18 protein-coding genes are annotated in these 25,449 nt (G+C 32.7%); 17 read left to right on the top strand and 1 reads right to left on the bottom strand.

Annotation, left to right across the window (positions count from 1 at the left end):
- Positions 1-103 precede the first annotated feature (103 nt).
- Positions 104-1,933, bottom strand: a complete 1,830-nt coding sequence (locus AB671_RS02290; protein ID WP_066676727.1) for a T9SS type A sorting domain-containing protein — start codon at positions 1,931-1,933, stop codon at positions 104-106.
- A gap of 398 nt (positions 1,934-2,331) precedes the next feature.
- Between AB671_RS02290 and AB671_RS02285 the strand changes: the two genes are divergently transcribed.
- The 17 genes from AB671_RS02285 (at position 2,332) to AB671_RS02205 (ending at position 25,348) form a co-directional block, all read left to right on the top strand.
- Positions 2,332-2,850, top strand: coding sequence for an RNA polymerase sigma factor (locus AB671_RS02285; protein ID WP_066676729.1), 519 nt, complete (start codon positions 2,332-2,334; stop codon positions 2,848-2,850).
- Positions 2,851-2,861: 11 nt separating this feature from the next.
- Positions 2,862-5,393, top strand: a complete 2,532-nt coding sequence (locus AB671_RS02280; RefSeq protein ID WP_066676730.1) for a vWA domain-containing protein — start codon at positions 2,862-2,864, stop codon at positions 5,391-5,393.
- A gap of 67 nt (positions 5,394-5,460) precedes the next feature.
- Positions 5,461-8,226 carry a hypothetical protein gene (locus tag AB671_RS02275; protein ID WP_066676731.1) on the top strand — a complete coding sequence of 922 codons (2,766 nt, stop codon included), beginning with the start codon at positions 5,461-5,463 and terminating at the stop codon, positions 8,224-8,226.
- 3 nt (positions 8,227-8,229) lie between these two features.
- Positions 8,230-12,786 (top strand): TonB-dependent receptor plug domain-containing protein, encoded by a 4,557-nt coding sequence (locus tag AB671_RS02270; protein WP_066676732.1) that lies wholly within the window; start codon positions 8,230-8,232, stop codon positions 12,784-12,786.
- Positions 12,787-12,996: 210 nt separating this feature from the next.
- Positions 12,997-13,497, top strand: a complete 501-nt coding sequence (locus tag AB671_RS02265; protein WP_066676735.1) for a GbsR/MarR family transcriptional regulator — start codon at positions 12,997-12,999, stop codon at positions 13,495-13,497.
- Positions 13,498-13,588: 91 nt separating this feature from the next.
- On the top strand, positions 13,589-13,957 hold the full coding sequence (locus AB671_RS02260; protein WP_066676739.1) for a hypothetical protein: 369 nt from the start codon (positions 13,589-13,591) through the stop codon (positions 13,955-13,957).
- Positions 13,958-14,025: 68 nt separating this feature from the next.
- Positions 14,026-14,370, top strand: coding sequence for a hypothetical protein (locus AB671_RS02255; protein ID WP_066676741.1), 345 nt, complete (start codon positions 14,026-14,028; stop codon positions 14,368-14,370).
- A gap of 6 nt (positions 14,371-14,376) precedes the next feature.
- Positions 14,377-14,778: a hypothetical protein gene (locus AB671_RS02250; protein ID WP_066676742.1), complete on the top strand. Its 402-nt coding sequence runs from the start codon at positions 14,377-14,379 to the stop codon at positions 14,776-14,778.
- 152 nt (positions 14,779-14,930) lie between these two features.
- Entirely contained in the window at positions 14,931-15,713 is a 783-nt protein-coding gene (locus AB671_RS02245) for a fatty acid desaturase family protein (protein ID WP_066676743.1), read from the top strand.
- 141 nt (positions 15,714-15,854) lie between these two features.
- Positions 15,855-16,313 (top strand): SRPBCC family protein, encoded by a 459-nt coding sequence (locus AB671_RS02240; RefSeq protein ID WP_066676744.1) that lies wholly within the window; start codon positions 15,855-15,857, stop codon positions 16,311-16,313.
- An 80-nt stretch (positions 16,314-16,393) separates the two neighbouring features.
- Entirely contained in the window at positions 16,394-17,104 is a 711-nt protein-coding gene (locus AB671_RS02235; protein ID WP_066676746.1) for a YqjF family protein, read from the top strand.
- Positions 17,105-17,294: 190 nt separating this feature from the next.
- Positions 17,295-18,188, top strand: coding sequence for a TIGR01777 family oxidoreductase (locus tag AB671_RS02230; RefSeq protein WP_082987214.1), 894 nt, complete (start codon positions 17,295-17,297; stop codon positions 18,186-18,188).
- A 90-nt stretch (positions 18,189-18,278) separates the two neighbouring features.
- On the top strand, positions 18,279-19,718 hold the full coding sequence (locus AB671_RS02225; protein WP_066676748.1) for an alpha-L-fucosidase: 1,440 nt from the start codon (positions 18,279-18,281) through the stop codon (positions 19,716-19,718).
- Positions 19,719-19,962: 244 nt separating this feature from the next.
- Positions 19,963-22,623 (top strand): glycoside hydrolase family 3 N-terminal domain-containing protein, encoded by a 2,661-nt coding sequence (locus AB671_RS02220; protein WP_066676749.1) that lies wholly within the window; start codon positions 19,963-19,965, stop codon positions 22,621-22,623.
- Positions 22,624-22,709: 86 nt separating this feature from the next.
- Positions 22,710-22,973 carry a hypothetical protein gene (locus AB671_RS02215; protein WP_066676750.1) on the top strand — a complete coding sequence of 88 codons (264 nt, stop codon included), beginning with the start codon at positions 22,710-22,712 and terminating at the stop codon, positions 22,971-22,973.
- A 217-nt stretch (positions 22,974-23,190) separates the two neighbouring features.
- Entirely contained in the window at positions 23,191-24,579 is a 1,389-nt protein-coding gene (gene lpdA, locus AB671_RS02210; RefSeq protein WP_066676752.1) for a dihydrolipoyl dehydrogenase, read from the top strand.
- 154 nt (positions 24,580-24,733) lie between these two features.
- A complete protein-coding gene (locus AB671_RS02205) occupies positions 24,734-25,348 on the top strand; it encodes a PH domain-containing protein (RefSeq protein WP_066676753.1) in 615 nt (204 codons plus the stop codon).
- Positions 25,349-25,449: the final 101 nt, after the last annotated feature.

The following is a 25,449-nucleotide window of genomic DNA, read 5'->3' as shown; positions in this document are numbered from 1 at the left end:
TTTACTGTAGTTAATAAGCTAAATTAAAGAACTTTAGTAGTTTATGCTAAAAAAAGAACTCTCCGTAGAGAGTACAATATTATGAAAGTTTATCTGCAAGATATTATTTTTTTACGATTTTCTCTGTAATTATGGCAGAGTTGGTTTTAAGCTTTATATAATATATTCCTGTTTGCAAAGAGGTTAGAATTAATTTTTCCTGTTTTGAATTAAGACTTCCTTGTTTTATAAGCTGTCCTGTTGCGCCGTAGATTTGGTAGTCAACCAATGTCTCTTTACTTTTAATATGAAGAATATCCTCTATAGGATTGGGGTATAATTGAATTCCTGCCTGAGCGGCAGTTTCTTCTACAGACATCTGGCTGCATGCAGATTTAGCATATTTTGTGAAAAAAGATTGAGATTTTCCAGCTGTTACATTAACAGCCATTGTGTTGACGTTATCATTGGAATCTGTAAATAATTGATTATGGAAAAAGCCTCCTAATAGATAGTTACCATCTTTATCTACTGCAATAGCCGTGAATTCATCTATAAATCCATAAGGACTAACAATTTCTGCGGCTCCTATTACTGCACCGGTATCTTTATTCAGACGAACTAATAAAGGATCTGATCGATCTCCGTTAGATCGAGTCATTGCATAGTTATCCCAGATATCTGACCAACTTCCTTTGGCAAATCCTATCTCGTTTCCATTAATAGCAATCACTCCTTTTGTGAAACGGTATCCAAACTGAAGACCAGACATTCCATTAGGAGTTTTTGCCCATTGTACTACGCCGTTTTCATTCATTTTCATAACAAACGGAACAGTTTCAACATAACTTCTCGATGGGAAAGTATAATTTCCAAAAGTTGCAGCTGTTGGCATTCCATTGAAATAACGTCCGGAAATATAAATATCCGAAGAATTTGGATCTTTTATAATCGAATGAATTTCATCATCGGGACTTGTGGAGCCGTTATCGAGTTCTTTTCTCCATAGTTCTGCCCCATTACTGCCATTAATAGCCAGTAAATAGGCTTCTTTTGTGAAAGGTATATTATTATAGGAAAGATCTGCCATATTGCCGTACCCTGGATACATTTTCTTACCTGCAAGATAATAACGGTTTAAACTCTCATCATACACTAAATTTGCTTTTCCTTCTGCTCCTCCTGCGTTTATACCGTCTCCAGTTATGGGAAGAAGTAATGGCGTGCTCAGAGTCATGTTACCATTGTCATAATTAAATTTAACCAAATAATACTGATAAGATGTAGTGTATGTGGAAGGCACCGTAATACTTCCATTTAAATGTGTTCCAGCTCTGAACCCCATAATAGAATGAATATTTTTGCTAGAATCCATATACATCATCTGAATATCACAATATCTTAAAGCTAATGAAACGTCTCCTTGTAAAGGTTTACTCCAAGCCAATGTTCCATCAGAAGTATTATATTTTAGCATATAACCTGTTCTGTTACCAGGATCTGGTGTATTCATATCAACATAATTTACCAAAGGCAAAACATGAGTGTCATCAAAATGTACAGGAACGAGAGATCCCGGACTTCCATAATATGAACCATTAACAACAGTTGCTAACATATATAACCCCCCATTATTATCTACTGCAATTTGCCATGCACTTTCGTCACCTGTACCACCTATCGTCCTGGTCCATCTAATATTTCCTTGACAGTCTGTAGAAAATAAGAGAAGATCTTTATTCCCATAATGAGTAATGGCAACTCCATTTAGATTTTGTTCTTGAGGTTGTACAGTTGCCAAATAATAAGTATTATTATTGTTGTCTACTACAATATCCCGTATAGATTCGTCGTGTAAATAAGCGAATCCAGGATCAGCAGATCCCATCGCTCCTCCTGCTTGTTTTCCCCATTGCCATTGATAAGTTTGACTACAATATAATACAGGTAACATCAGTAAAAATGTCCACAATTTCTTACTTTTCCCATTTATGAGACAATTTTTGTTGGATTTTTTTAGCATTAAAAAAAGTATTTTCTCCAAAAATTGATTTTGGAAACAGGATACACTAAAATTTTTCTGCCAAATTGTACTAGAATAAATGTTTTTCATGATTATTAAAATGGTATTGTTTTTCCCAAAAATAACAAATAAAAACAAATGAAATCATTATTAAGTGAAGTATTTGTAATGAGAAACCACAATCTTTTTTGTAAATATTTAATGATAGCTTTTCAACTATCAACTATCAACTAAAAACTATCAACAACTTTCCTTATTTTTAAAAAAAGTTTACCATGTTTCCAACCTGCCCGAAGTTTCCTGCATCTATAAGAGTATAAAGCCTGACTATGGAAAAAGAATTACTGATAGAATGCCAGCGAAACGACCGCAACGCCCAGCGGAAAGTTTACGAAAAAATGGCGGGCAAGCTGTACACAGTCTGCAAACGCTATCTGAAAAACGATGAAGATATACAAGAAGTATTGGCAGATACTTTTTATAAAATATTCACAAAGTTGAATCAATTGGAAAACCATGATATTTTCGAAGCTTGGGCTAAGAAAATTGCAGTGAATGAATGTTTACAGAAACTGAGAAGTATGAAAGCTTTGAATGTTTCGTTAGAAGAAGATTTTGTAGAATCGACAGGCTCTCCAACCGACAGTATTTCGTTCGAGAAAGATATTTTGAAGCTTTTGAATTTTCTTCCAGAAGGTTGTAGGGCGATCTTCAATCTTTTTGCCATTGAAGGTTATCCACACAAAGAAATTGCAACAATGCTTTCAATTAGCGAAGGAACATCAAAATCTCAGCTGAATTTTGCAAGAAAAAAATTGCAGGAACTTTTGGTCAATCACAACATTTAAACTTTTACACAATGGAAAATAATCACGATATCGATAAAAAATTCAATGAGGCTTCTCAATTTTTGGAAGAACCTGCTACTTTTCCGGGTTTTGATAAAGTTTGGGCTAAAGTTGAAGAAAAATTAAATAAAAAAGAAGACAAGAAGAAAATCATCCCAATCTGGTTTCCTTATGGAATTGCTGCAAGCTTAATTATTGGTTTAGGAGCATTTTACTTTATTAATAAAAATGATGTTTCTGAAATTAATAAACCTGCAATTGCTCAAAATACGGTTTCTCCTAAAGTAAATTCTAGTGTTCAGGCAATTGACAGTACAGTGAAATCTAATATTGAAAAAGAAATTGTTTCTCAAAAAAAGATTCAAAAACCTGAAGTTTTAGTATATGAATCAGTTGTTCCTGTACCTACAATTTCTCCGATTTACCATAATGAAATACCCTCACAGAATTCAAATATAGCACAAGGAAATGTAGTTTATACGGAACCAGATGGCGATGGTATTTTGGATAAAGATGATGTGATTGAAAGAGTTGAATTAAGAAATAAAAATACTGTACCTATTATTTCTATTCCTGAAGGATTTTTATCAAATACAAATTCAGTATTGCAAGGAAGAACTGCCGGAGTTCAAATTTCTCAAAGCAAAGAGAAAGCTTTAGAAGAAGTAGTTGTTTTAGGATATTCCAAAACTTTAACGAAAAAACAATCAACGGTTGCCTCAAATACAATTGGAAGTACATTTTTGGAAAATAGACCGAATAGTAACATTTTGAAATCTTTGCAAGGAGCTACTCCAGGAATTAATGTGACTGTCGGATCTGGAGTTCCGGGTTCTTCGAAACCACTTATAATTAGAGGGATAAGCAGTTTAAATACAAATAGTCAACCTTTATATATTATCAACGGAAAAGTTTCAGACAGTAAAGCTTTTAGCAATTTAAATCCAAATACAATTGAAAGTGTTTCTGTTTTAAAAGATGCTTCTGCTACAGCAATGTATGGTAGCAGAGGCGGAAATGGAGTTATTGTTATCACAACCAAAAGACTCTCCCGAAAAGAAAGAAAAGCTTTTGAAAAACTGCAGAAAGTTCAGGATAGCATCAATGCATCAAAACAAATTCAACAAAGAAATAATGAAGAATATGATGCTTTTGTAGAAAATCCTTTTGAGTTGACGAAAAATCAGTCTGTTTCTACGTTTTCGATTGATGTGGATAAAGCTGCCTATTCCAACATCCGAAGAATGATTAACAACGGGGAACATGTGAATAAAAATGCGGTGAGAATTGAGGAAATGATCAATTATTTTAAATATGATTATCCACAACCGAAAAATAATGAGCCATTTTCTATCAATACAGAATACAACGATTCACCTTGGAATAACAAACATAAATTATTGAAAATCGGTTTGCAGGGAAAAGAAATTCCGATGAATAAACTTCCAAATTCAAACTTTATTTTTCTGATTGATGTTTCAGGTTCTATGAACGAGCCGAATAAATTACCACTGCTAAAATCGTCTTTTAAAGTTCTTTTGGATCAATTAAGATCAACTGATAAAGTAGGAATTGTAGTTTACGCAGGAAGTGCAGGAATGGTTTTGCCACCAACTTCAGCTAAAGAAAAAGGAAAAATCATTGAAGCCTTAGATAAACTTCAGGCAGGCGGAAGTACAGCGGGTGGACAAGGAATTGAATTAGCGTATAAACTCGCTCAGGAAAATTTCATCAAAAATGGAAATAACCGTGTTATCATTGCAACAGACGGAGATTTTAATGTGGGAACATCTTCTACGGGCGATCTTCAGACTTTAATTGAAGATAAAAGAAAATCAGGCGTGTTTCTAACCTGTCTAGGTTTTGGAATGGGAAATTTCAAAGACAACCTCATGGAAACTTTAGCGAATAAAGGAAATGGAAATTACGCATATATTGATAATCTTCAGGAAGCCAATAAGTTTTTAGGAAAAGAATTTACTGGAAATATGTATGCCATTGCAAAAGATGTGAAAATTCAGATTGAGTTTAATCCGAAATATGTGAAATCCTATCGTTTGATTGGTTATGAAAACCGAAAACTGAAGAATGAAGATTTTACCAATGATAAAATTGATGCAGGAGAATTGGGAAGCGGACATACGGTTACCGCTTTATATGAAGTCATTCCGAATGATGTGAATTCTGAATTTTTGCCTAAAGAAAATGATTTAAAATATACTAAAAACACAAATGATGAAAATTTTAATGATGAATTGGCAACGGTAAAATTCAGATATAAAAAGCCGGATGGCGATACAAGTTCTGAAATTATTCAGGTGGTTAAAAATACCAATCAATCTTTTTCATCTTCAAGCGATGATTTTAAATTTGCTTCTTCGGTTGCGTGGTTTGGCTTGGTTTTAAGAAACTCTGCTTTAATTAAAAATAAAGATTTGAAAGAAGTTGAAAAGCTTGCTAAAAAGGGAAGAGGAAAAGATGATGAAGGCTACAGAGCAGAATTTGTGAGATTGATAGAAACCTACCAATCGACACAGAAATAACAGTCGTAAAAAAGAAATTTCTTCGGAGATTTCTTTTTTTTCTCTATTTTTAGAAATATTATCAAAGATGAAAAAAGTTTATCTGTTATTGCCTGTTTTTGCGGTACAGTTTGCCTTTGCGCAGGATTCTCAGCGTTATTATTCGGGAACGTTTTTTAATGAAAAGAAAAAGCCTCAGAATTTTCTTAAAATTTTCAACAAAAACAGCGGAGTTTACGAATTGACCGATGAAAAAGGCTATGCTATTATTGCTGCAAAAGAATATGATACTTTGGTTTGGAACAACGGTAACAACATTGAGGTCGTTCGAAATGTGTATGAGCTTAAATATCTTTTAGAGAGAAAGATACCAAGAGAGACCGTTAAAAATGTTATTTCTAAAGACTACGAAGATTTAATTGAGAAGCCTGAAAATGATGAATTTAGTATTGAAAATTCTTACGATTCTGTAAGAAAAAATTCAGACCGTCAATTTTCTGCGGTTAGAAAACTTAAATTAAAGTCAGTTTCTCTATATAAAATTAAAAGTCAGCCAAAAAAATCTCTTGTTTTCAACGGTAGTTTCAGTACAGCTTTAGATATCAAAAGCAGAAACAGAATTCCACAGACTCAAAGCAGATATGTTCAGGGAAGGTCAGAAAATGGCTCTCTCGTTTGGAAAGGTCCCGAAACCGATGAAATGTTTAGCTTCGGACCGGATATTTCTACTTTAGGTTTCAATGGACAGCCTTATGAATATGATGTAAACGGACAATTAGTTGGTTTATCAAATGCGGTTTCTCCTGCAAAAGCTTACAATAACAATATTTTCAAAACAACGGTTGGTTACAGCAATCAGTTGAATATAAACGCAATGATTAAAAGAGGCGACTACAAAGAAGATGCAAGACTTAGTTTCAACTTAGGACAACGAAAAGACCAGATGTATTTTATAGATCAGTATGATGTGACGAATTCTTTTAAAACTAAATTCAGCACAAAAATTTTAGATTTTAATATCAATGCAGGATTCAATTACGAAGAAAATAAAGCAACCAATACCAATAGGATCGGATTATTTAACAGAGCATATCAAAATTCTTTATTAACTCCGGTTTCTTTTTCAAATCAGCAGAATGCTTATCTAAGCAATGGTTTGCAGAGAAGTTACAGTTTGTATGCAGATAATCCTGATTTTCTTTTTGATCAAGCAAATAAATACAATTATTACGAAAATATCCGCCAGTTTAATTTTGATGTAAGCAAAAATTGGGATGATTTTAAACTGAATATCAGTCAGGCTTACGATAATCAGGATATTGTGCATCGTGATGTTTATAAGGCTTCTACGACAGGTTTCATCAATGGATTGTACAACAGGAGAGATCAGAAGAATGAGTTTTATAATTCAAATATTTTATTGTCTTATAATTTGAGAGATTCAGATTTGAAGCACGGATTTAGCTTAAATCATATTCTAAATGACAGAAAAGTAAGTGTTAATCATAGTTTAGACCGAAACTATATTTATCAAAGAACTTCACAGGATTATATTTTTAATTATAATTTAGATTACGAGGATTATAATGATATAGAATTTGGGGCAAATCTTGGGAATTCTTTCTATATCTCAAACACTTCGCTCAAAAACAGTTATTGGATTCCGAAGGCAAATGGATATTTTACTTTTAAAAATATATTCAATTGGTATAATAATGATTTTCAACTATTGGGAGCATACACTCAGCTATCTGCAGAGCCGGAAATTGCAAAATCTTATTCTTCTTATGCCACGACACAGTTTTCTGCACAAAATTCTTATCAATATTTTCCTTTAAAAGAAGTAGAAACCTTTAATAATCTTTCGAATATCAATATCAAAGAATGGAAAGCCGGTTTTAAATATATTGTCAATCGAAAAATAAATCTTACCGCAGAATATTTTAAGCGAAAAATTTCCGACGATGTTTTCCCCGTTTTTGAAGGAAATAATTTAGTGCTTAAAAATTTGGCAGATCATACGTATAAAGGTTACGAAGTAAATTTTAATTACGACAATATCATCGCTAATCAAAATTTTAAAGTAAGCAGTAAGGCTTCCTTTTTTAAATATCAGGACGTTGTAGATCGGGTAAATTCGGGGTATAATAATCTGATGATTTCAGGGTTTAATGATATTCATAAAGTTTTATCAGAAGGTCAGGTTTTGGGTGCAGTAACGGGAAGTTATTATGAAAGAAATGCAGACGGAAAAGTAATAATCGATGATTATGGTTATCCCGTAAAAGCTTCTGGAATGAAAATAATTGCTGATCCTACACCCGATTTTGTGGTAAAATTTACTCATAACTTCAATTACAAAATGTTTGCTTTAGACATCAATTGGGAATGGAAAAAAGGCGGACAAACCTGGAATGGAACACAAGCTGTTCTCGATTATTATGGTCGTTCCCAAACTTCGGCAGATGAAAGAAATATTAAGAACTATGTTTTTGAAGGCGTCAATTATAATGGAAATGTAAACCAAATTCCTGTAGACTTTTATAATCCCAATCAGTCGATAAGTGACAATCGTTGGACGAGGTATGGTTTTCTTGGCGTAGCTGAAAATTATGTTGAAAAAGCAGATTATATCAGAATTAATGATATTACACTTTCAGCCTACTTCGATATAGGAAAACTCAGAAGAGCTTTAGGAGTGAGCTTTTATGTGAATAATATTTTCCTTTGGCAGGCAAACAATGGGGTAGATTCTGACCAGGATTTTTATGATTTTGATAACAGCCGAGGTTTAGATTTTTTCAATTTGCCATCTTTTAAAACATATGGTTGCACGGTTTCTTTTAAATTTTAAACTATGAAATTCAGATTTTTATTCAATATAGCTTTTGCTTTTACTCTGTTTTCATGTCTGTTTTTCAATGGACAGACTAAATTCAGTGATTTTAAAAAAGAGAAAACATATATTCAGACCAACCATGTTTTTTATAAACCTGGAGAGGAAATGTATTTCAAAATATTCATTGTTCAGGCTGAAAATAACCATCCTGCCAATCAAAGCAGAACGGTGAATGTAGAATTGATTGATCCAAGCGGAGCCGTTGTAAAGAAAAATAAATATGCAATAAAAAATGGCCATGCAGAAGGTGCTTTCAGTTTTTCTGAAGATATGAAAGGGGGACTTTACAAGATCAGGGCTTTTACAGCTTGGATGCAAAATGAAACCGGGAAAAATGTTTTCGAAAAAGAAATTACGCTCCAAAAAATAGTTTCTCCGAGAATATTAATGAAACTCGATTTCCCTAAAAAAGGCTATGGAGCAGGAGATGAGGTTTTGGCAAATTTCTCGATGAGAAGTTTAAGCAACCTTCCGATTCCGTTTTATGAAGCCTATTTTACAGTGATGCATGAAGGTGAAAAAATCACAGAGGGTTCATTGATAACAGATAAAGAAGGAAAATATTTACTGAAATTTAAACTTCCTGAAGTATTGAAATCTTCGGATGCTTTATTGAGCATAAAAGTAAATTACGATGGTTTTACAGAATCCATTTCGAGAAATATTCCAATTGTTTTAAATAATTTGGATTTAAAATTCATGCCTGAAGGCGGAACTTTCATCAATGAAATTGAACAAAATATTGCTTTTAAAGTTCTAGATGAATTTGGAAATCCTGTTGATGCAGTTTTAGAAATTTATAACCAAGATCATCAAAAATTAACTGAAGTTTCAGCCTATAATTTTGGGATGGGAAGTGTCCTTTTTACACCTAAAAAAGGTGAAATGTATTATGCAAAAGTTCTTAAGCCCGAAAATATCAGTAAAATATACCAACTTCCAGTCGCAAAAGAGGATGGAATTGTTTTTAATACTAAAAAAGAAAACCAAACCATCAGTTTGATCATCAATACAAAATCTGAAAAAAATGTTTTGATAACAGGTAATTTCAGAGAAAAAGAAGTGTATTCTAAATTATTAAACTTAAAGCAAGGTTTAAATTTTCTTGAGATCTCTGAAAAAGAACTTCCAATCGGAATTATCAGATTTACAGTGATCGAGAATCATATTCCTTTGGCTGAAAGAATTGTCTTTGCGAATGAAAATAAGCAGATGAAGGTGAAAATTACTCCAACAAAGAAAAATTATTTACCGAGAGAAAAAGTGCTTGTCAATATTGAAACTACTGACGAAAATAACCAGCCGATTCCTGCCAATCTTTCGATGAGCGTAGTTGATGATAAACTCTGGACGTATGCAGATGATAAGCAAAACCATATTCTTTCCTGGCTTTTATTGGATTCTGAATTGAGAGGAAAAATCGAAAGACCTCAGTTTTATTTTGATAAAAAAGAAGAAAAAGCAACAAAGAGTTTAGACTTAGTCATGTTGACCAATGGTTACCGATATTTTGAAATCAATTCTGAAGTTGAAAAAACAGGAAACTATAAATATCTTCCTGAAAAAATAAACCCAATTTACGGAGTTGTAGAAGATGAGAATAAAAAGCCTATAAAAGCAGAAGTGTATTTAATTGAAAATTACTCTAAAATTAAAAAACAAATTACCTCAGAGAATGGCTTGTTTTATTTTTCAGATTTGGAAGGTAAATATCAACACGATGTTATTGCAAAATCTTTAGACCCGAAACAGAAAGTTAATATTAGAATGCTTTCTTATCAATTGAATATTAATCCTTTAGTTAAGAAATCTTTAGAAAATATTAATGTTGAGGAAATCATAAAAGAAGCTGGAATAAAAAAAAAGCCGTCAATTTCCCAAGGTATTCAAGAGATTTTAAAAAAATTACCATCAATTAGAAAATCAGATTCTAGTAATGTTGAAAAGAGTATTGAAGAAGTTGTAGTATTAGGTTATAATAGGACATTAACTAAGTCTTTAACAACAAGTTCTATCACAACAATAGAATCAAAAATGTTTGAAAATAGACCTAATGTATCATTTTTACAATCTTTACAGGGAGCAGCAGCAGGATTGTCTATAAATTCTAGTTCAGGTTTCCCTGGATTAAGTAAAATTGATGTTGTTATTAGAGGTGTTGGATCCATCACAGCTTCTGCTAATCCTTTGTATGTTATTGACGGAGTTGTTTCTAATGCTACTCAATTCAGAAATTTAAATTCGAATGATATCAATTCTGTTTCTGTTTTAAAAGACGCTGCTGCGACTTCCATTTATGGGAATAGAGGTTCAAACGGAGTCATTATCATCAATTCAAAAAATGGAAGAAACTCAAACATCAAATTTGATATCACTCCCAAAACTTTTTTTGCGGTAAAAAATATTCCAAGAGATAGCTTGACGATTTACGATAAATCTTATCATTATGATGGTTATCGTAAATTTTCCTATCCTGTTTATGAAACAACCAATACTTCATACCGCCACGATTACCGTGATACTATATATTGGAATCCTATTGTTGAAACCGATAAAAATGGAAAAGCACAGGTAGAATTTTATCAATCTGATGCCAATTCAGCTTTCAGAGTAATGACGGAAGGTATTTCTGCATCGGGATTAATTGGAAGAGATGAAACAACCTATGCTGCACAAAGTCTAATTTCAATTGATGCTAAAATTCCGCAATATCTCACGCGAACTGACCAAATGATGATTCCTGTGGTCATTAAAAATAATTCTTCGGAGACGAAAACATTAACGATGAATGTCATTGTTCCGAATCATATTAAGCTAATGAAAGCTGACAGCTTGATTACTTTAAAACCATTAGAATCTGGAAGATTGTTTGTGAAAATACAGACAGATAAATTAATTAGTTCGAACATTCAGTTTACTGTAAAGTCTGGAGATTTCAGAGAAACAATGATTTTACCGTTGAAAGTAGAAGAAAAGGGTTTTCCGCATCGTTTTTCAATTGTCAATAACAAACCAGAAAACGCGAAAATCAATATTCCGGAATATGTAAACAGCAGTTTTGAAGCATCTTATTATGTTTACGAAAATTCGGCATTGCAAATGTTTGAAGATATTGAAAGATTAAAACGAGAACCTTACGGATGTTTCGAGCAGCTTTCTTCTACTGTTTACCCCAATGTTTTTATTCTTGATTACTTAAAATCTACCCATAAAATTAATTCAGGGACAGAATACAATGTTGTTCGAAATATGAAAAAAGGATTCGAAAAAATGCTGTCTTACAAAAATAGAGACGGCGGATTTTCTTATTTTGGTGATAGCGAATCTGATGTTGCTTTGTCCGCTTTTGCTTTACTTCAGTTCAGAGATTTAAAGAAATATGTAAATGTAGATGCGAAATTGGTTCAGAATCTTTCTTCATTTATTCTTTCGAAGAAAAATTCTAACGGACTTTTTGAGGTAAGAAGAAATTATGAATCGAAAGCAGAATATTCAGAATATTCATGGTCCAGAAATATGTATGTTTTGTATGCTTTGTCTAAACTTGGTATTAAAAATGAAATTCAGAATACTTACGAAATCAGCCTAAAAAGAGCTTTGGCCACAAAAGATTCTTATCAGTTGGCGTTAATGGCAAATACATCTTCAAATCTTGGGAAAAAGGAAGATTACAATCAATTACTTTCTATTTTAAACGAACAGTACAAAAATAAAGATGTAAAAACCAAAACCACATTTACAGGTTCACAAGGAATTTCAGCCAATGCAGAAACGCTTTCCTTGTACATGATGGCTTTACAAAAAAATGAAAAAAATAATCAGTTGGAAATTGCAAAAGTTGCAGATGAATTGATTAATTACAACGGATATTACGGATTTGGTTCAACACAAGCTACAACAGTTGCTTTAGAAGCATTATCAGATTTCTTCGCTAAAAACGAAAAATTATTTGGAATTGATAAACCGGAAATTAAAATCAATAATGCCAAAGTATCACCAAATATTATGTTTTCTTCAGCTTTCAGGAAGGGTGAAAACGACTTGAGTGTTGAATATTTATGTGACAAAGGTTTACCTTATAAACTAGATTACCAGTATTACACTTTGGAAGCTCCAAAAAGTGAAAATATTCCTGTGACTTTAGAAACAAAACTAAAATCTGAAACTTCAAAAGTAGGAGAGACCAACAGAATGACGGTAATCGTGAAAAATAAAATCAACGGAGATTTACCGATGACTACCGCAAAAATCGGAATTCCTGCCGGATTGACTTTACAAAATGCATTGTTGAAAGATATGATTGATAAGAAACAGGTATCTTATTATGAAATCTTTGATAATTATCTGGTTTTATACTGGGAACATTTTGATGCCAATGAAACGAAGATCATTAATCTTGATCTAAAAGTAGAATTTGCAGGAGAATATACCGGAAAAGCAAGCAATGTTTATCTTTATTATATGCCTGAATCTAAGTTTTGGAGTGAAGGAATTAAAGCTAAAATAGAACCTTAATTAAAAAAGACTAAACGAATTTCTCTACAATTTTCAAATGTTTCATCGGAACAATACCTGTGTAGAAATAGCAACATAATTTTTAGATGGCGTTCCATAGGAGCACTATCTTTTTTTAGAAATTAAAAATAAAAAACTAAACTTTCAAAAATTATTGAAAATTCAAAAATTATAATTACATTTGTATTAGAAATTTAAAAGAAGACGGAAATGCAACTTTCAGAAGCAAAAGAAAAATACATTCAAACTTGGGGAACTTTAGCCACAAACTGGGGGATTAACCGTACGATGGCACAGGTTCATGCTTTACTTTTAGCGGAAGGAAAAGCACTTTCTACAGATGAAGTAATGCAAATGCTGGAGATTTCAAGAGGAAATGCCAATATGAATCTCAGAAACCTGATGGAGTGGGGGTTGGTAAGAAAAGAGCTCATGAAAGGCGACCGAAAAGAATATTTTTTTGCCGAAAGAGATATGTGGTATTTGTTTAAGCAATTGGTGAAAGAACGTAAGAAAAGAGAAATAGAACCGGTTTTGAATTCAATCTCAGAGCTTAAAAATGTGGAAGAAAATACTGAAGAAGCCAAAAAATTTACAGCTTTGATGGAGGAAATGGAAAACGTTACAGGAAAAGTTTTCAACATAATGGATCTGGCAATAAAGAGCGATGATCATTGGTTGGTAGGAAAAATAACCAACTTATTAAAGTAGAGAAGGACTTCAAAAATCCTTTTTTATTTCAAATTAGTTTTCAAAAATTATTGAAAGTATAGTAAAATTAAAACCCTAAAAAAACTATAAAATGAAACTGAATATTTTAAAAACAGAAGTTGCTTTTCAAATTTTGTTAAGCTTAGGAAGTTTTCTTTACTTGGTCATAGATCACAATAAACAAAATCAGGCATCAGATTTTTTTATTGCACTTTTCTTTATTGGTGTTGCAAATCTATTGGGTTTTTTAATTAGAATCTCTGTTGTAGCAAGTAAATTACATAGATATTATTTCTTCGGAGTTATTTTATTCTTTCTTTTATTGTTTGGAATAAGTTCATTAACTATAGATTCTAAAGTTGATTTTGTTATGAATTTTATGGGAATTGGCGGTATTCTTTTCAATATTTATTATCTGGTTTATGGTTTTTATTTAATAAGAAATCATTCAAAAAAATAGGAAAGGAGATGAACCTTTTTTATTTCAAATTATCTTTCAAAAATTATTGAAAATATAATATTTATAAAATGTTTAATATTATTTCATATCTGTTATTTCTAGGAATCAGCTCGTATATCACAATTGATGTGGGAAGAAGATGTTTCAATTCCGGGAAAGTATATTTGGAATATTTAATCAAAGACAATGATTTTTGCCTTACGGTCAACAGAATTCTTCTTGGAAGTTATTATTTGGTAAATCTAGGCTACATCGCATTAAATCTGAGTTTCTGGAAAAATATTTCGAATTGGGAAGCACTTTTAACTACCGTTTCCGTTCGTATCGGAATGATTGTTTTAATTCTCTGTGCGCTGCATTTTATCAATATCCTAATGCTTTATGTTTTAAGAAAAAAATTAACAATAAAATAAATTATCATGACTGCAACTATCCTTACCCAAACGTACAACCTCTCAGCGTACATCATTTACTTACCAATTGTGATCACGCTTACTGTACTCGTTTCACAATTTCTGTTTAAAAACTCAAAAACATTTATGATTGATATTTTTCATCAGAAACAAGACATTGCGATGGCAACCAACTCATTGTTTAAAATAGGTTTTTACCTTTTAAATATCGGTTTCGCCCTTTGTATTATTGAATTTTTTCAGATTGAAACTGTTGAAAAATTAGTTGTTGCATTAAGCAAAAAGATTGGCGGATTTTCAATTTATCTTGGTGTAATGATGCTTCTGAATTTACTTTTATTTCTAAAAGGTCGTAAACATGCAATTAATAAAGACAAAATCATACACGAAGAAATTATAGAATCTTAAACTTTAAAATCAATTATTATGAAAAATTTAATCATTCATTTAGTTCTGATTTTTTATTTCGGAGGAAAAACGAAAAGAATAACTTTTTAAAATCATAATTCCATGAAGGTTTTTTGAAAAATTGACTATTATCTTATCTAAAAACTCAAAAAATGAACCATACCGAATTAATAAAAAAAGTAGAATGGAAAGACCTCAAAAAACTTTCCGTCAAAGAAATGCTGATAGAGAATAATATCTCTTTGCCATGGTTTTTTATCTCTCTGTTTTTGGCGTACAAAGGATATTATTGGGCGGCTCTTCCGTTCTCTGGATTTTATTTTTTGACAGCATTAAGACAGGTTCACAACGGATTTCACAATTCTTTAGGAACGGGAAGATTCCTGACTTGGCTTTCGATGTATTTAAACAGTATTTCAATGATGGCATCGATTCATGCGGTGAAATTTAATCACATCAGGCATCATAAATTTTGTCTCTCAGAAGAAGATTACGAAGGGAAGTCTGCCTCAATGAAATGGTATGAAGCTATTTTATACGGCCCAAAACACATGTTTCTTATTCATTGGGTGATTTTTAAATTAGCCAACAAAAATTATAAAAAGAATATGTTTTTAGAACTCATTTCGATTGCTGTTTTTGTTTTCATTGCTTTCTATTTCCAGATTGATTTTTTAATATATCATATTTTAATCATGTTTTTTGGTGAATTTTTAATGGCATTTTTCGCAGTTTGGACGGTTCATCATGACACAAACGAAAACCCAAACATTGCTAGAACACAACGTGGATCTTGGAAAAATAAATTAACGTTCAGTATGTTTTATCATATGGAGCACCATCTTTTTCCTGCAGTTCCAACCATAAAATTACCTGAATTGGCAGATAGAATCGATAAAGTTTTACCGGAACTGAATAAGAAACAAACATTTTAAAAGTTATAAAATAAAGTCCCAAAGGGACGGCCTACCAAAGGATAGGATGAAATCCTATCAACCATCAACCATCAACCATCAACCATCAACCATCAACCATCAACCATCAACCATCAACCATCAACCATCAACCATCAAAATATGTCAATAATAATTCTAAATACAACCATTCAAGCTGATGTTCATAAAGTGTTCGATTTGGCTAGAGACATTGATTTGCACCAAAAATCAACCTCAAAAACCAATGAAAAAGCTATCGCAGGAAGAATTTCAGGTTTAATAGAATTGAATGAAACCGTAACTTGGAGAGCAAAACACCTCGGATTTTACCAAACCCATACTTCAAAAATTGTAGATATGAAGAAACCTTATCAATTCACAGATGTTATGCTGAAAGGAAGATTTAAATCTTTTAAGCATCAACATATTTTCAGAGAGGATGGCAAAAACACGATAATGACAGATATTTTAGAATTTGAATCACCTTTTGGAATTATCGGTCAATTGTTCAATTATTTTTTTCTGAAAAATTATATGAAAAGATTTTTATTAAAAAGAAATGAGATAATTAAAAATGCAACAGAAAATAATAAACAGTGAGTACTAAAACTGTCATGCTGAGCGAAGTCGAAGCATTTCACGCAAAATCATTAACAATCAACTAACAACAAGCATCAATCATGAAATTCCTAAAAGCCGAATGGCGAAAATTAGCCATCATCAATTACGAAGTGAATCCGGAAATCTTATTAAAGTACCTTCCCAACGGAACAGAAATCGACTTTTACCAAGGCAAATGTTATGTTAGCCTGGTAGGATTTATGTTTTTAAATACCAAATTATTGGGACTTCCGATTCCGTTTCATAGAAATTTTGAAGAGGTAAATTTAAGATTTTATGTCAGAAAAAAAGATGGAAAAGAATGGAAAAGAGGTGTTGTTTTCATTAAAGAAATTGTTCCGAAATATGCATTGAGTATTATCGCCAATTGGGTGTATAAAGAAAATTATAAGACCCGAAAAATGAAAAATGAAATGCATTACAGCGGCAGTGATTTGATTGTAAAATATTTCTGGAAAGAAGAGCACTGGAATTTTATTCAGATTAATGCAGAAAGCAAAGCACAAAAAATGAAAAATGATTCGGAATTCGAATTTATCATTGAACATTATTGGGGATTTACAAAACGGGGAAATAAAACCTCAGAATACGAAGTTTGCCATCCAAAATGGGATTGGTATCCTGTAAAAGACCATCATGTGAAAATAGATTTTAAAAAAGTCTACGGACAAGATTTTGAATGTATAAATCATCAAAAACCAATTTCAGTAATGCTTGCCGAAGGTTCTGAAATAGAAGTAAGAATGAAAAAGTATTTGCTGGAAAAGTAAAAAGCAAGGTGAATTTTTTAAAAGAAATTGAAACTTGTTAGGATGAAAATCTTAGATTTTCAAAACTTATGTGTTCTAAATTTTCTCAAACTATTTAAACTAAAAACTAAAGTGTTCTAATGTGTTTAAAAGATACTATTACTTAGAATTTCACCTTTAATTATTAACCTAAGCCTAAGCCTTAAAAATAATGAAAATAATCATCGCTGCCGGAACCGGTTTCCTCGGAAAAAATCTCGAAAAATATTTTACCGAAAAAGGAAATCAAGTGTATATTTTAACGAGAAATCCAAAACGAAAAAACGAAATTTTATGGGATGCAAAAACGTTAGGTGAATGGAAAACTTTGCTTGAAAATTCAGATGTTTTAATCAATCTGGCGGGAAAATCTGTCGATTGTCGATATACAGACAAAAACAAACAGGAAATTTACGATTCAAGAATTAATAGTACAAAAATACTTCAACAAGCGGTTGACAATTGTATTAATAAACCAAAAATATGGTTGAATGCAAGTTCGGCAACAATTTATGTTCATTCAGAAACACATTTAAATACAGAAGAAAACGGAATAATCGGCGATGATTTTTCAATGAATATCTGTAAAAGCTGGGAAAAAGAATTTTTCAAAACTGAAAATAAAGACATCAGAAAAGTTGCATTAAGAACATCGATTGTTTTAGGAAATAATGGGGGAGCTTTTACCAAATTAAAATTAATTACAAAATTGGGTTTAGGCGGAAAACAGGGAAGAGGAAATCAGAATATAAGCTGGATTCATATTAATGATTTTTGCAAAGCTGTAGAATATATTATTGAGAATAAAAATCTTTCAGGAGGAATTAATGTGACTGCTCCAAATCCTTTGTCTAATGAAGGATTTATGCAAAAATTAAGAAAAGAAATGAAAATTCCCTTTGGTTTAAATGCCGCAGTTTGGCAACTGGAAATCGCCTCTGTATTGTTAAAAACAGAAACCGAATTATTACTAAAAAGCCGAAACGTTTATCCTGAAAAATTAATGAAAAGTGGTTTTAAATTTACCTATCCAAATGTTGAAACTGCATTTAAAGATTTGGTTTAGCAAAGAATGAAGACTGAGGAAGAAAACTCGAAAAAACTACCGTTTGTGAATTTATCAAATGATGATTAAATTAGCGAAAAACTAAACTTTATGTTAAGTAAAAAAACTAAAACTGTATTTTTCTCATCATTACTCATATCATCCACTTTTTTTTCACAAGCGCATAATGTTTCGGAAGGTTATCAAAAACCTACGGACCCTTTAGTTGTTCAAAATCTCGAAAGCTGGCAAGATCTAAAATTTGGTTTGTTCATGCATTGGGGAACATACAGCCAATGGGGAATTGTCGAAAGTTGGAGTCTTTGTCCTGAAGATGAATCGTGGACGCAGCGTAAACCCGAACACGGAAAATCTTACAATGAATATGTAGAAAATTATGAAAATCTACAGAAAACTTTTAATCCTACACAGTTTAATCCTCAAAAGTGGGCAGATGCAGCAAAGAAAGCGGGCATGAAATATGTGGTTTTCACTACAAAGCATCATGATGGTTTTGCGATGTTTGATACGAAGCAGTCTGATTACAAAATAACTTCCCCAAATACACCTTTTTCCAAAAATCCAAAAGCAGATGTGGTAAAAGAAGTGTTTAATACATTCAGAAAAGATGGTTTTAAAATAGGAGCTTATTTCTCAAAACCCGATTGGCATTCTGATGATTATTGGTGGTCATATTTTCCGCCAAAAGATAGAAATGTGAATTATGACCCTAAAAAATATCCTGAAAGATGGAATAGCTTCAAAAATTTCACCTTTAATCAACTTAACGAAATCACTTCAAACTATGGTAAAGTAGATATCCTTTGGTTAGACGGAGGTTGGGTGCGCCCGTTTCATACGATTGACCAAAGTGTTGAATGGCAAAGAACCATCAAGGTTGAGCAAGACATTGACATGGATAAAATCGGTACAATGGCTCGCAAAAATCAACCGGGAATTATCATTGTAGACCGTACTGTTCCAGGAAAATGGGAAAATTATGTAACACCCGAACAAGCCGTTCCCGAAAAGCCGCTTACAATTCCTTGGGAGAGCTGTATTACGATGGGCGATTCGTTTTCTTATGTTCCCAATGACAATTATAAATCGTCTCAAAAAATCATTGAAACTTTGGTTAAAATAATTTCACGAGGGGGAAATTACCTGATGAATATTGCTCCCGGACCAAACGGAGATTACGACCCGATTGTGTATGAAAGATTAAATGAAATTTCAGGCTGGATGGATAAAAACCAATCGGCGGTTTTTGCAACAAGAAGCATGGCTCCTTATCACGAAGGAAATTTTTATTATACTCAAAGTAAAGACGGTAAAACAGTGAATATTTTCCATTTAGAAGATAACAAAAATTATCAGTCACCATCAAGTTTAAGCTTTCCAATTCCTGAAAATTTTAAACCAAGATCTTTGAAAGTTTTAGGTTTAAAAAATAAAATTCAATGGAAAAAAACGGGCAATTCGATTGAACTCATCTTACCAAAAGAAAGAAGCCAGTTAAAATATTCAACTGTAGTCCAAATTACACAATAGTTGAATTTGTAATTAAAGTGACCTAGGAAATCGGAGCGTTAAGAAAATTAAAACTTAATCCGTTAAGAAATTCCCATTGTTTGAAGCGCGACACAAATATTGAACCGAAGAACGAATATTGAATTCGCGCAAGTTTTGGAAATTTTAGGATTAAATTTTAATTTTTAGCGGAGAGTTCCAAGTCTTGAACTTTTGGTTCTTTTGTTTCAAGACAAAAGAACATATTTAAACTAAATTATTTACGATGTTTAAACTCAGATTTAAAATTATAGTAATTTCATTATTGAGCACAACATTTATTACCGCTCAAAAACCTTTATATAAAGACCCAAAACAACCCATTGAAGCTCGAGTTCAGGATTTGCTGAAACGTATGACTCCCGAAGAAAAATTCTGGCAATGCTTTATGATTCCCGGAGATTTGGATAACGTTCCGAAAGGTCAATATGTTCACGGAATTTTCGGATTGCAGGTGAGTGCAGGAAATCAAGGCGGTGGCGTTGCCGGACAATTGTTGAAATACAATGCCAATGAAGATGCGGAAAGATTAGCAAAAAAAATCAATGCCATTCAAAAATATTTTGTTGAAGAATCCCGATTAGGAATTCCTATTATTCCTTTTGACGAAGCCTTACATGGATTGATGCGTGAAGGTGCAACCGCTTTTCCACAGGCAATAGGTTTGTCGGCAACCTTCAATCCTGAGTTAATGAAAGAAGTTTCGACAGCCATTGCAAAAGAATCTAAATTGAGAGGAATTCGTCAGATCTTGACTCCGGTTGTTAATTTGGCGAGTGATGTTCGATGGGGAAGAACGGAGGAAACGTATGGTGAAGACCTATTTTTGACCTCCGTGATGGGTGTGAATTTTGTCAGTTCTTTTGAAAATATGGGAATTATTACCACTCCAAAACATTTTCTGGCAAATGTTGGTGAAGGCGGTCGTGATTCTTATCCAATTCACTGGAGCAAAAGATATTTGGAAGAAACGCATTTAATTCCTTTTCAAAAAGCCTTTACTCAAGGAAAAAGCCGTTCGGTGATGACTTCTTATAATCTGTTGGATGGAAGGCCTTCAACGGCAAATCATTGGTTATTGACCGAAAAACTAAAAAACGAATGGAATTTCAAAGGTTTTGTCATCAGTGATGCAAGTGCGGTTGGTGGAGCAAATGTTCTGCATTTTACAGCAAAAGATTATGATGATGCTTCTGCACAGGCTATCAATGCGGGACTTGACGTAATTTTCCAGACCGAATATCAACATTATAAATTGTTTATTCCGCCGTTTTTGGATGGAAGAATTTCTAAGGAAAGAATTGATGATGCGGTTGCAAGAGTTTTAAGAGCGAAATTTGAACTGGGTTTGTTTGAAGATCCTTACGTATCAAATAAAAATATTGAAGAATTAAAGAAAATAAATCATAAACCGTTAGCCGAAAAAGTAGCTGTTGAATCTTTTGTTTTGCTTCAAAATACACATCAAACACTACCGATTTCGGAAAATACTAAAAAGATTTTGGTTGTTGGAACCGATGCGGTTGATGCAAGATTGGGAGGTTATTCCGGACCGGGAAATAAGAAGGTAAGTATTTTAGACGGAATTAAAAATTTCGTTAAAAATAAAAATATTGAAATTACTTATTCAAAAGGAATTGATTGGAATCTAAAGAATTTTGTCACTGTTCCGAGCGAGTTTTTATCTTCCGAAAATAAAAAAGGATTAAAAGGAAATTATTTTTCTAATTCAGATTTAAAAGGAAATCCTGCTTTTGAAAAACAGGATGAACAATTGAATTTCAAATGGACTTTATATTCTCCAAACCCTGAAAAGCTACAATCAGACAATTACAGCGTTCGTTGGACAGGAAAACTGGAAGCTCCAAATTCTGGAAAATATAAATTAGGTTTAAGAGGTAATGACGGTTTTAGATTATATTTAAACGGAAAATTATTAATTGACAATTGGGAAAAGCTGAGTTATTCAACAAAAACGGTTGAGCTTGATTTTAATAAAGGTCAAAAATCAGATATTGTTGTTGAATTTCATGAAAATAGGGGAGAAGCAAATATTGAATTGGTTTGGAATTACGGTTTGAATAATCCTTGGGTTGATTTTAATACAGCCTTCAATTTAGCTCAAGATACAGATTACATAATCATTGTAGCTGGAATTCACGAGGGGGAATTTCAGGACCGGTCTTCATTGAGCCTTCCCGGATATCAGGAACAATTTATAGAAGCAGTTTCTCTTCTAAAGAAACCAATAACCGTTGTTTTGGTGGGTGGTTCTGCAATAAAGACGACAAATTGGAAAGATAAAGTAGGTGCAATTTTAGATGTTTGGTACCCCGGCGAAGAAGGCGGAAAGGCGGTCGCAAAAGTTCTTTTTGGAGCTGAAAATCCTTCAGGAAAATTACCGATTACGTTTCCAATCGAGGAAGGTCAGTTGCCTTTAACATACAACCATCATCCTACAGGAAGAGGAAATGATTATCACGATTTGAGCGGTGAGCCATTGTATCCGTTTGGTTTTGGATTGAGTTATACGACTTTCGAAATCTGTGATTTACAATTAAATCAAGCAAAATTTTCTGAAAGTGAAACGATTGTGGCAAAAGTGAATGTGAAAAATACAGGTTCAAAAGCTGGAAGCGAAGTTGTTCAGTTGTATGTAAAAGATTTGCTGGCTTCAGTTTCAAGACCCATTTTAGAGTTGAAAGGTTTAAAAAAAGTATATTTAAAACCTGGAGAATCTAAACAGATCTCGATTGAAGTTCCGGTAAAAGAATTACAGTTTTTAGATGAGAAAATGAACTGGATCGTAGAAAAAGGAATCTATAGGATTTTTGTAGGAAATTCTTCAAAAAATCTGCCTTTGAAACAGAATATTGAAGTTCAATAAAAAAATATGGTACGATATCTGTAATAATGACTTTAAACCTGAATGAAATTAATTGGTTTTAAGATCATTCAAAAAATTTAAATGTTATGAAAAAGCTATTGATATCAACCATTTTATTAGTAGGATTGTCAACAGGTGTTATGGCACAGAAACATCCAACTCCGCCGCCACATCCTTCGAAAACACAATTATACAACAGTAAGCTGAATGAATTGAATAAAAGGTATAACACTGAAAAAAAACTGATCATAAATCATCCGATTGCTACCAAAAAAATGAAACAAGATCAGCTTAAAGCTTTAAATGTACGTTATCAAAACGAAAAGAAATTGTTGAGAGCTGCTAAATAGATGCAAGAAATATTGTTAAAATGAAAATTTGAACAACTGTTTAATTTTACGATATTTTTAATATTAAATAAATTTATTAAAAGAGAATACGTTTTTGTGTTCTCTTTTTTATTTATAATTAAATGAAAACCATATTCATTATGCATTGCTTCACGAATTTTCAGAAACGCAAAACATCCAATATTTTTCCTTAAATTCGCATAAAAATTTTAAGCTAATGAATTACGATATTATTGTCATCGGAAGTGGACCCGGTGGATATGTTACAGCAATCAGAGCGGCACAATTGGGTTTTAAAACTGCAATTATCGAGAAAGAAAATTTAGGAGGAATCTGCCTTAACTGGGGATGTATTCCAACCAAAGCTTTGTTGAAGTCGGCTCAGGTTTTTCATTATATTAATCATGCAGAAGACTATGGTTTGAATAAAGTGGAAGCAAGTTTTGAGTTTCCAAACGTTATTCAGAGAAGCCGTGGTGTAGCCTCTAAAATGAGCAAAGGGATTGAGTTCTTGATGAAAAAGAACAAAATCGATGTGATTTTAGGAACTGCAAAAGTACAAAAAGGGAAAAAAGTTTCTGTTACAGATAAAGAAGGAAAAGTAACTGAATACACAGGAACTCACATTATTTTGGCTACAGGAGCTCGTTCTAGAGAGTTGCCAAACTTACCTCAAGACGGTAAAAAAGTAATCGGATACAGACAGGCATTATCTCTTCCTGAGCAGCCAAAATCTATGATCGTTGTAGGTTCTGGAGCTATCGGAGTAGAGTTTGCTGACTTCTATAACACAATGGGAACGAAAGTAACTGTTGTAGAATTTTTACCAAACATCGTTCCTGTAGAAGATGAGGATATTTCTAAGCACTTAGAGAAATCTCTGAAAAAATCAGGAATCGAAATCATGACAAATGCTTCTGTAGAAAGTGTTGATACAAGCGGAAACGGTGTGAAAGCTACTGTGAAAACTGCAAACGGAAACGTAATTCTTGAAGCTGATATCTTGCTTTCTGCTGTTGGAATTGCTGCAAATATCGAGAACATTGGTCTTGAAGAAGTGGGAATTCAGACAGATAAAGGTAGAGTTTTGGTAAACGAATGGTACGAAACTTCAGTTCCTGGTTACTATGCAATCGGAGATATTATCCCAACTCAGGCTTTGGCACACGTTGCTTCTGCTGAAGGTATTACTTGTGTAGAAAAAATCAAAGGAATGCACGTTGAGAAAATCGACTATGGCAATATTCCTGGATGTACTTACTGTCACCCGGAAGTTGCTTCTGTTGGTCTTACAGAAAAGCAGGCTAAAGAAAAAGGTTACGAGCTTAAAGTTGGTAAATTCCCTCTTTCTGCAAGTGGAAAAGCTACTGCAAACGGAAACACAGACGGTTTCATCAAAGTGATCTTTGACGCTAAATACGGTGAGTGGTTAGGTTGTCACATGATTGGTGAAGGGGTAACTGATATGGTTGCTGAAGCGGTTGTTGCTAGAAAATTAGAAACGACTGGTCACGAGATCATTAAGTCAATTCACCCGCATCCAACAGTTTCTGAGGCAATTATGGAAGCTGCTGCTGCTGCTTATGGTGAAGTGATTCACATTTAATTTTTCGCTTTGACAGAGATGTAGATCTTTGACGAAGTTCAATAATATTAAAACCACAGATTTTGTCTGTGGTTTTTCTTTGTCTTAAATAACTTTTTTCATTTTTATTTCGCATATTTTATTAATTTTATCCACTTAATAAAGTACAAATTTTATGTTTAAAAAATTAGCTGCTGAAGCTTTAGGATTGGGTGATATCGGTAAAATCATTCCATCTCAGGATTATGATAAGGTAGATTCTGATGATTATATTTTATCTGAGGATAATGAGAAAATATTCTTTTTAATTAAATCTAAAAGAGATGAATACTGTTTTACAAACAGAGCATTGATTCATATCGACGGAGCAAGTGCTTTGGATAGAAAACGAGTTTTGAGAAGATACGAATATTATCAGTTTCCTTTTTCAAATATAGCTCTTCAAACTGCGGGAACGATCGATTTAGATGTTGAAATTTCATTTGATATCGGAAATATTCCTTTGATGATCAGTGTTGCAAAAGGTCAGATCGATCAGTTGAAAGACTTGTATAAAGCGCTTTTGGCTATTCAGCAGGAAGTTCATCACAATCATTCTTTGCTGAATTTTTCGAATGACAGTATTCAGAAAGCGATTGGTAGTGTTGCATCAGGAAAACAGGAAAATGTTTCAAAAAGTCAGGAATTAAAGGCAATCAATGAATATATTTTTGCCTGGAATACCAATAGTTTTGACAGATATACCCAAAAAGATTTCTCTAAAATTTTTGAAAAGTATATCAATAATTAACTTTTCAATTCTATTGTAATCTCACCCATCTTAAGTACACTCAAAAGTAGAGCTTTTGGTTAATAATTTCTTGTTGTCGTTGTTAAAATTTTGTTGAAATG

The organism is Chryseobacterium sp. BGARF1 (genome assembly GCF_001677955.1).
Lineage (GTDB): Bacteria > Bacteroidota > Bacteroidia > Flavobacteriales > Weeksellaceae > Chryseobacterium.
The sequence above is the reverse complement of the archived record's forward strand: the minus strand, read 5'-3'. Positions and strand labels throughout refer to the sequence as shown.

Excerpts from the sequence above, each read along its gene's own strand:
- AB671_RS02240 (WP_066676744.1), top strand. The coding sequence starts at position 15,855 with ATGTCAATAATAATTCTAAATACAACCATTCAAGCTGATGTTCATAAA.
- AB671_RS02225 (WP_066676748.1), top strand. The coding sequence starts at position 18,279 with ATGTTAAGTAAAAAAACTAAAACTGTATTTTTCTCATCATTACTCATA.
- AB671_RS02220 (WP_066676749.1), top strand. The coding sequence starts at position 19,963 with ATGTTTAAACTCAGATTTAAAATTATAGTAATTTCATTATTGAGCACA.
- AB671_RS02245 (WP_066676743.1), top strand. The coding sequence starts at position 14,931 with ATGAACCATACCGAATTAATAAAAAAAGTAGAATGGAAAGACCTCAAA.
- AB671_RS02275 (WP_066676731.1), top strand. The coding sequence starts at position 5,461 with ATGAAAAAAGTTTATCTGTTATTGCCTGTTTTTGCGGTACAGTTTGCC.
- AB671_RS02270 (WP_066676732.1), top strand. The coding sequence starts at position 8,230 with ATGAAATTCAGATTTTTATTCAATATAGCTTTTGCTTTTACTCTGTTT.
- AB671_RS02235 (WP_066676746.1), top strand. The coding sequence starts at position 16,394 with ATGAAATTCCTAAAAGCCGAATGGCGAAAATTAGCCATCATCAATTAC.
- AB671_RS02255 (WP_066676741.1), top strand. The coding sequence starts at position 14,026 with ATGTTTAATATTATTTCATATCTGTTATTTCTAGGAATCAGCTCGTAT.
- AB671_RS02230 (WP_082987214.1), top strand. The coding sequence starts at position 17,295 with ATGAAAATAATCATCGCTGCCGGAACCGGTTTCCTCGGAAAAAATCTC.
- AB671_RS02205 (WP_066676753.1), top strand. The coding sequence starts at position 24,734 with ATGTTTAAAAAATTAGCTGCTGAAGCTTTAGGATTGGGTGATATCGGT.
- AB671_RS02250 (WP_066676742.1), top strand. The coding sequence starts at position 14,377 with ATGACTGCAACTATCCTTACCCAAACGTACAACCTCTCAGCGTACATC.
- AB671_RS02215 (WP_066676750.1), top strand. The coding sequence starts at position 22,710 with ATGAAAAAGCTATTGATATCAACCATTTTATTAGTAGGATTGTCAACA.
- AB671_RS02285 (WP_066676729.1), top strand. The coding sequence starts at position 2,332 with ATGGAAAAAGAATTACTGATAGAATGCCAGCGAAACGACCGCAACGCC.
- AB671_RS02260 (WP_066676739.1), top strand. The coding sequence starts at position 13,589 with ATGAAACTGAATATTTTAAAAACAGAAGTTGCTTTTCAAATTTTGTTA.
- AB671_RS02290 (WP_066676727.1), bottom strand. The coding sequence starts at position 1,933 with ATGTTACCTGTATTATATTGTAGTCAAACTTATCAATGGCAATGGGGA.
- AB671_RS02280 (WP_066676730.1), top strand. The coding sequence starts at position 2,862 with ATGGAAAATAATCACGATATCGATAAAAAATTCAATGAGGCTTCTCAA.
- AB671_RS02265 (WP_066676735.1), top strand. The coding sequence starts at position 12,997 with ATGCAACTTTCAGAAGCAAAAGAAAAATACATTCAAACTTGGGGAACT.
- lpdA (WP_066676752.1), top strand. The coding sequence starts at position 23,191 with ATGAATTACGATATTATTGTCATCGGAAGTGGACCCGGTGGATATGTT.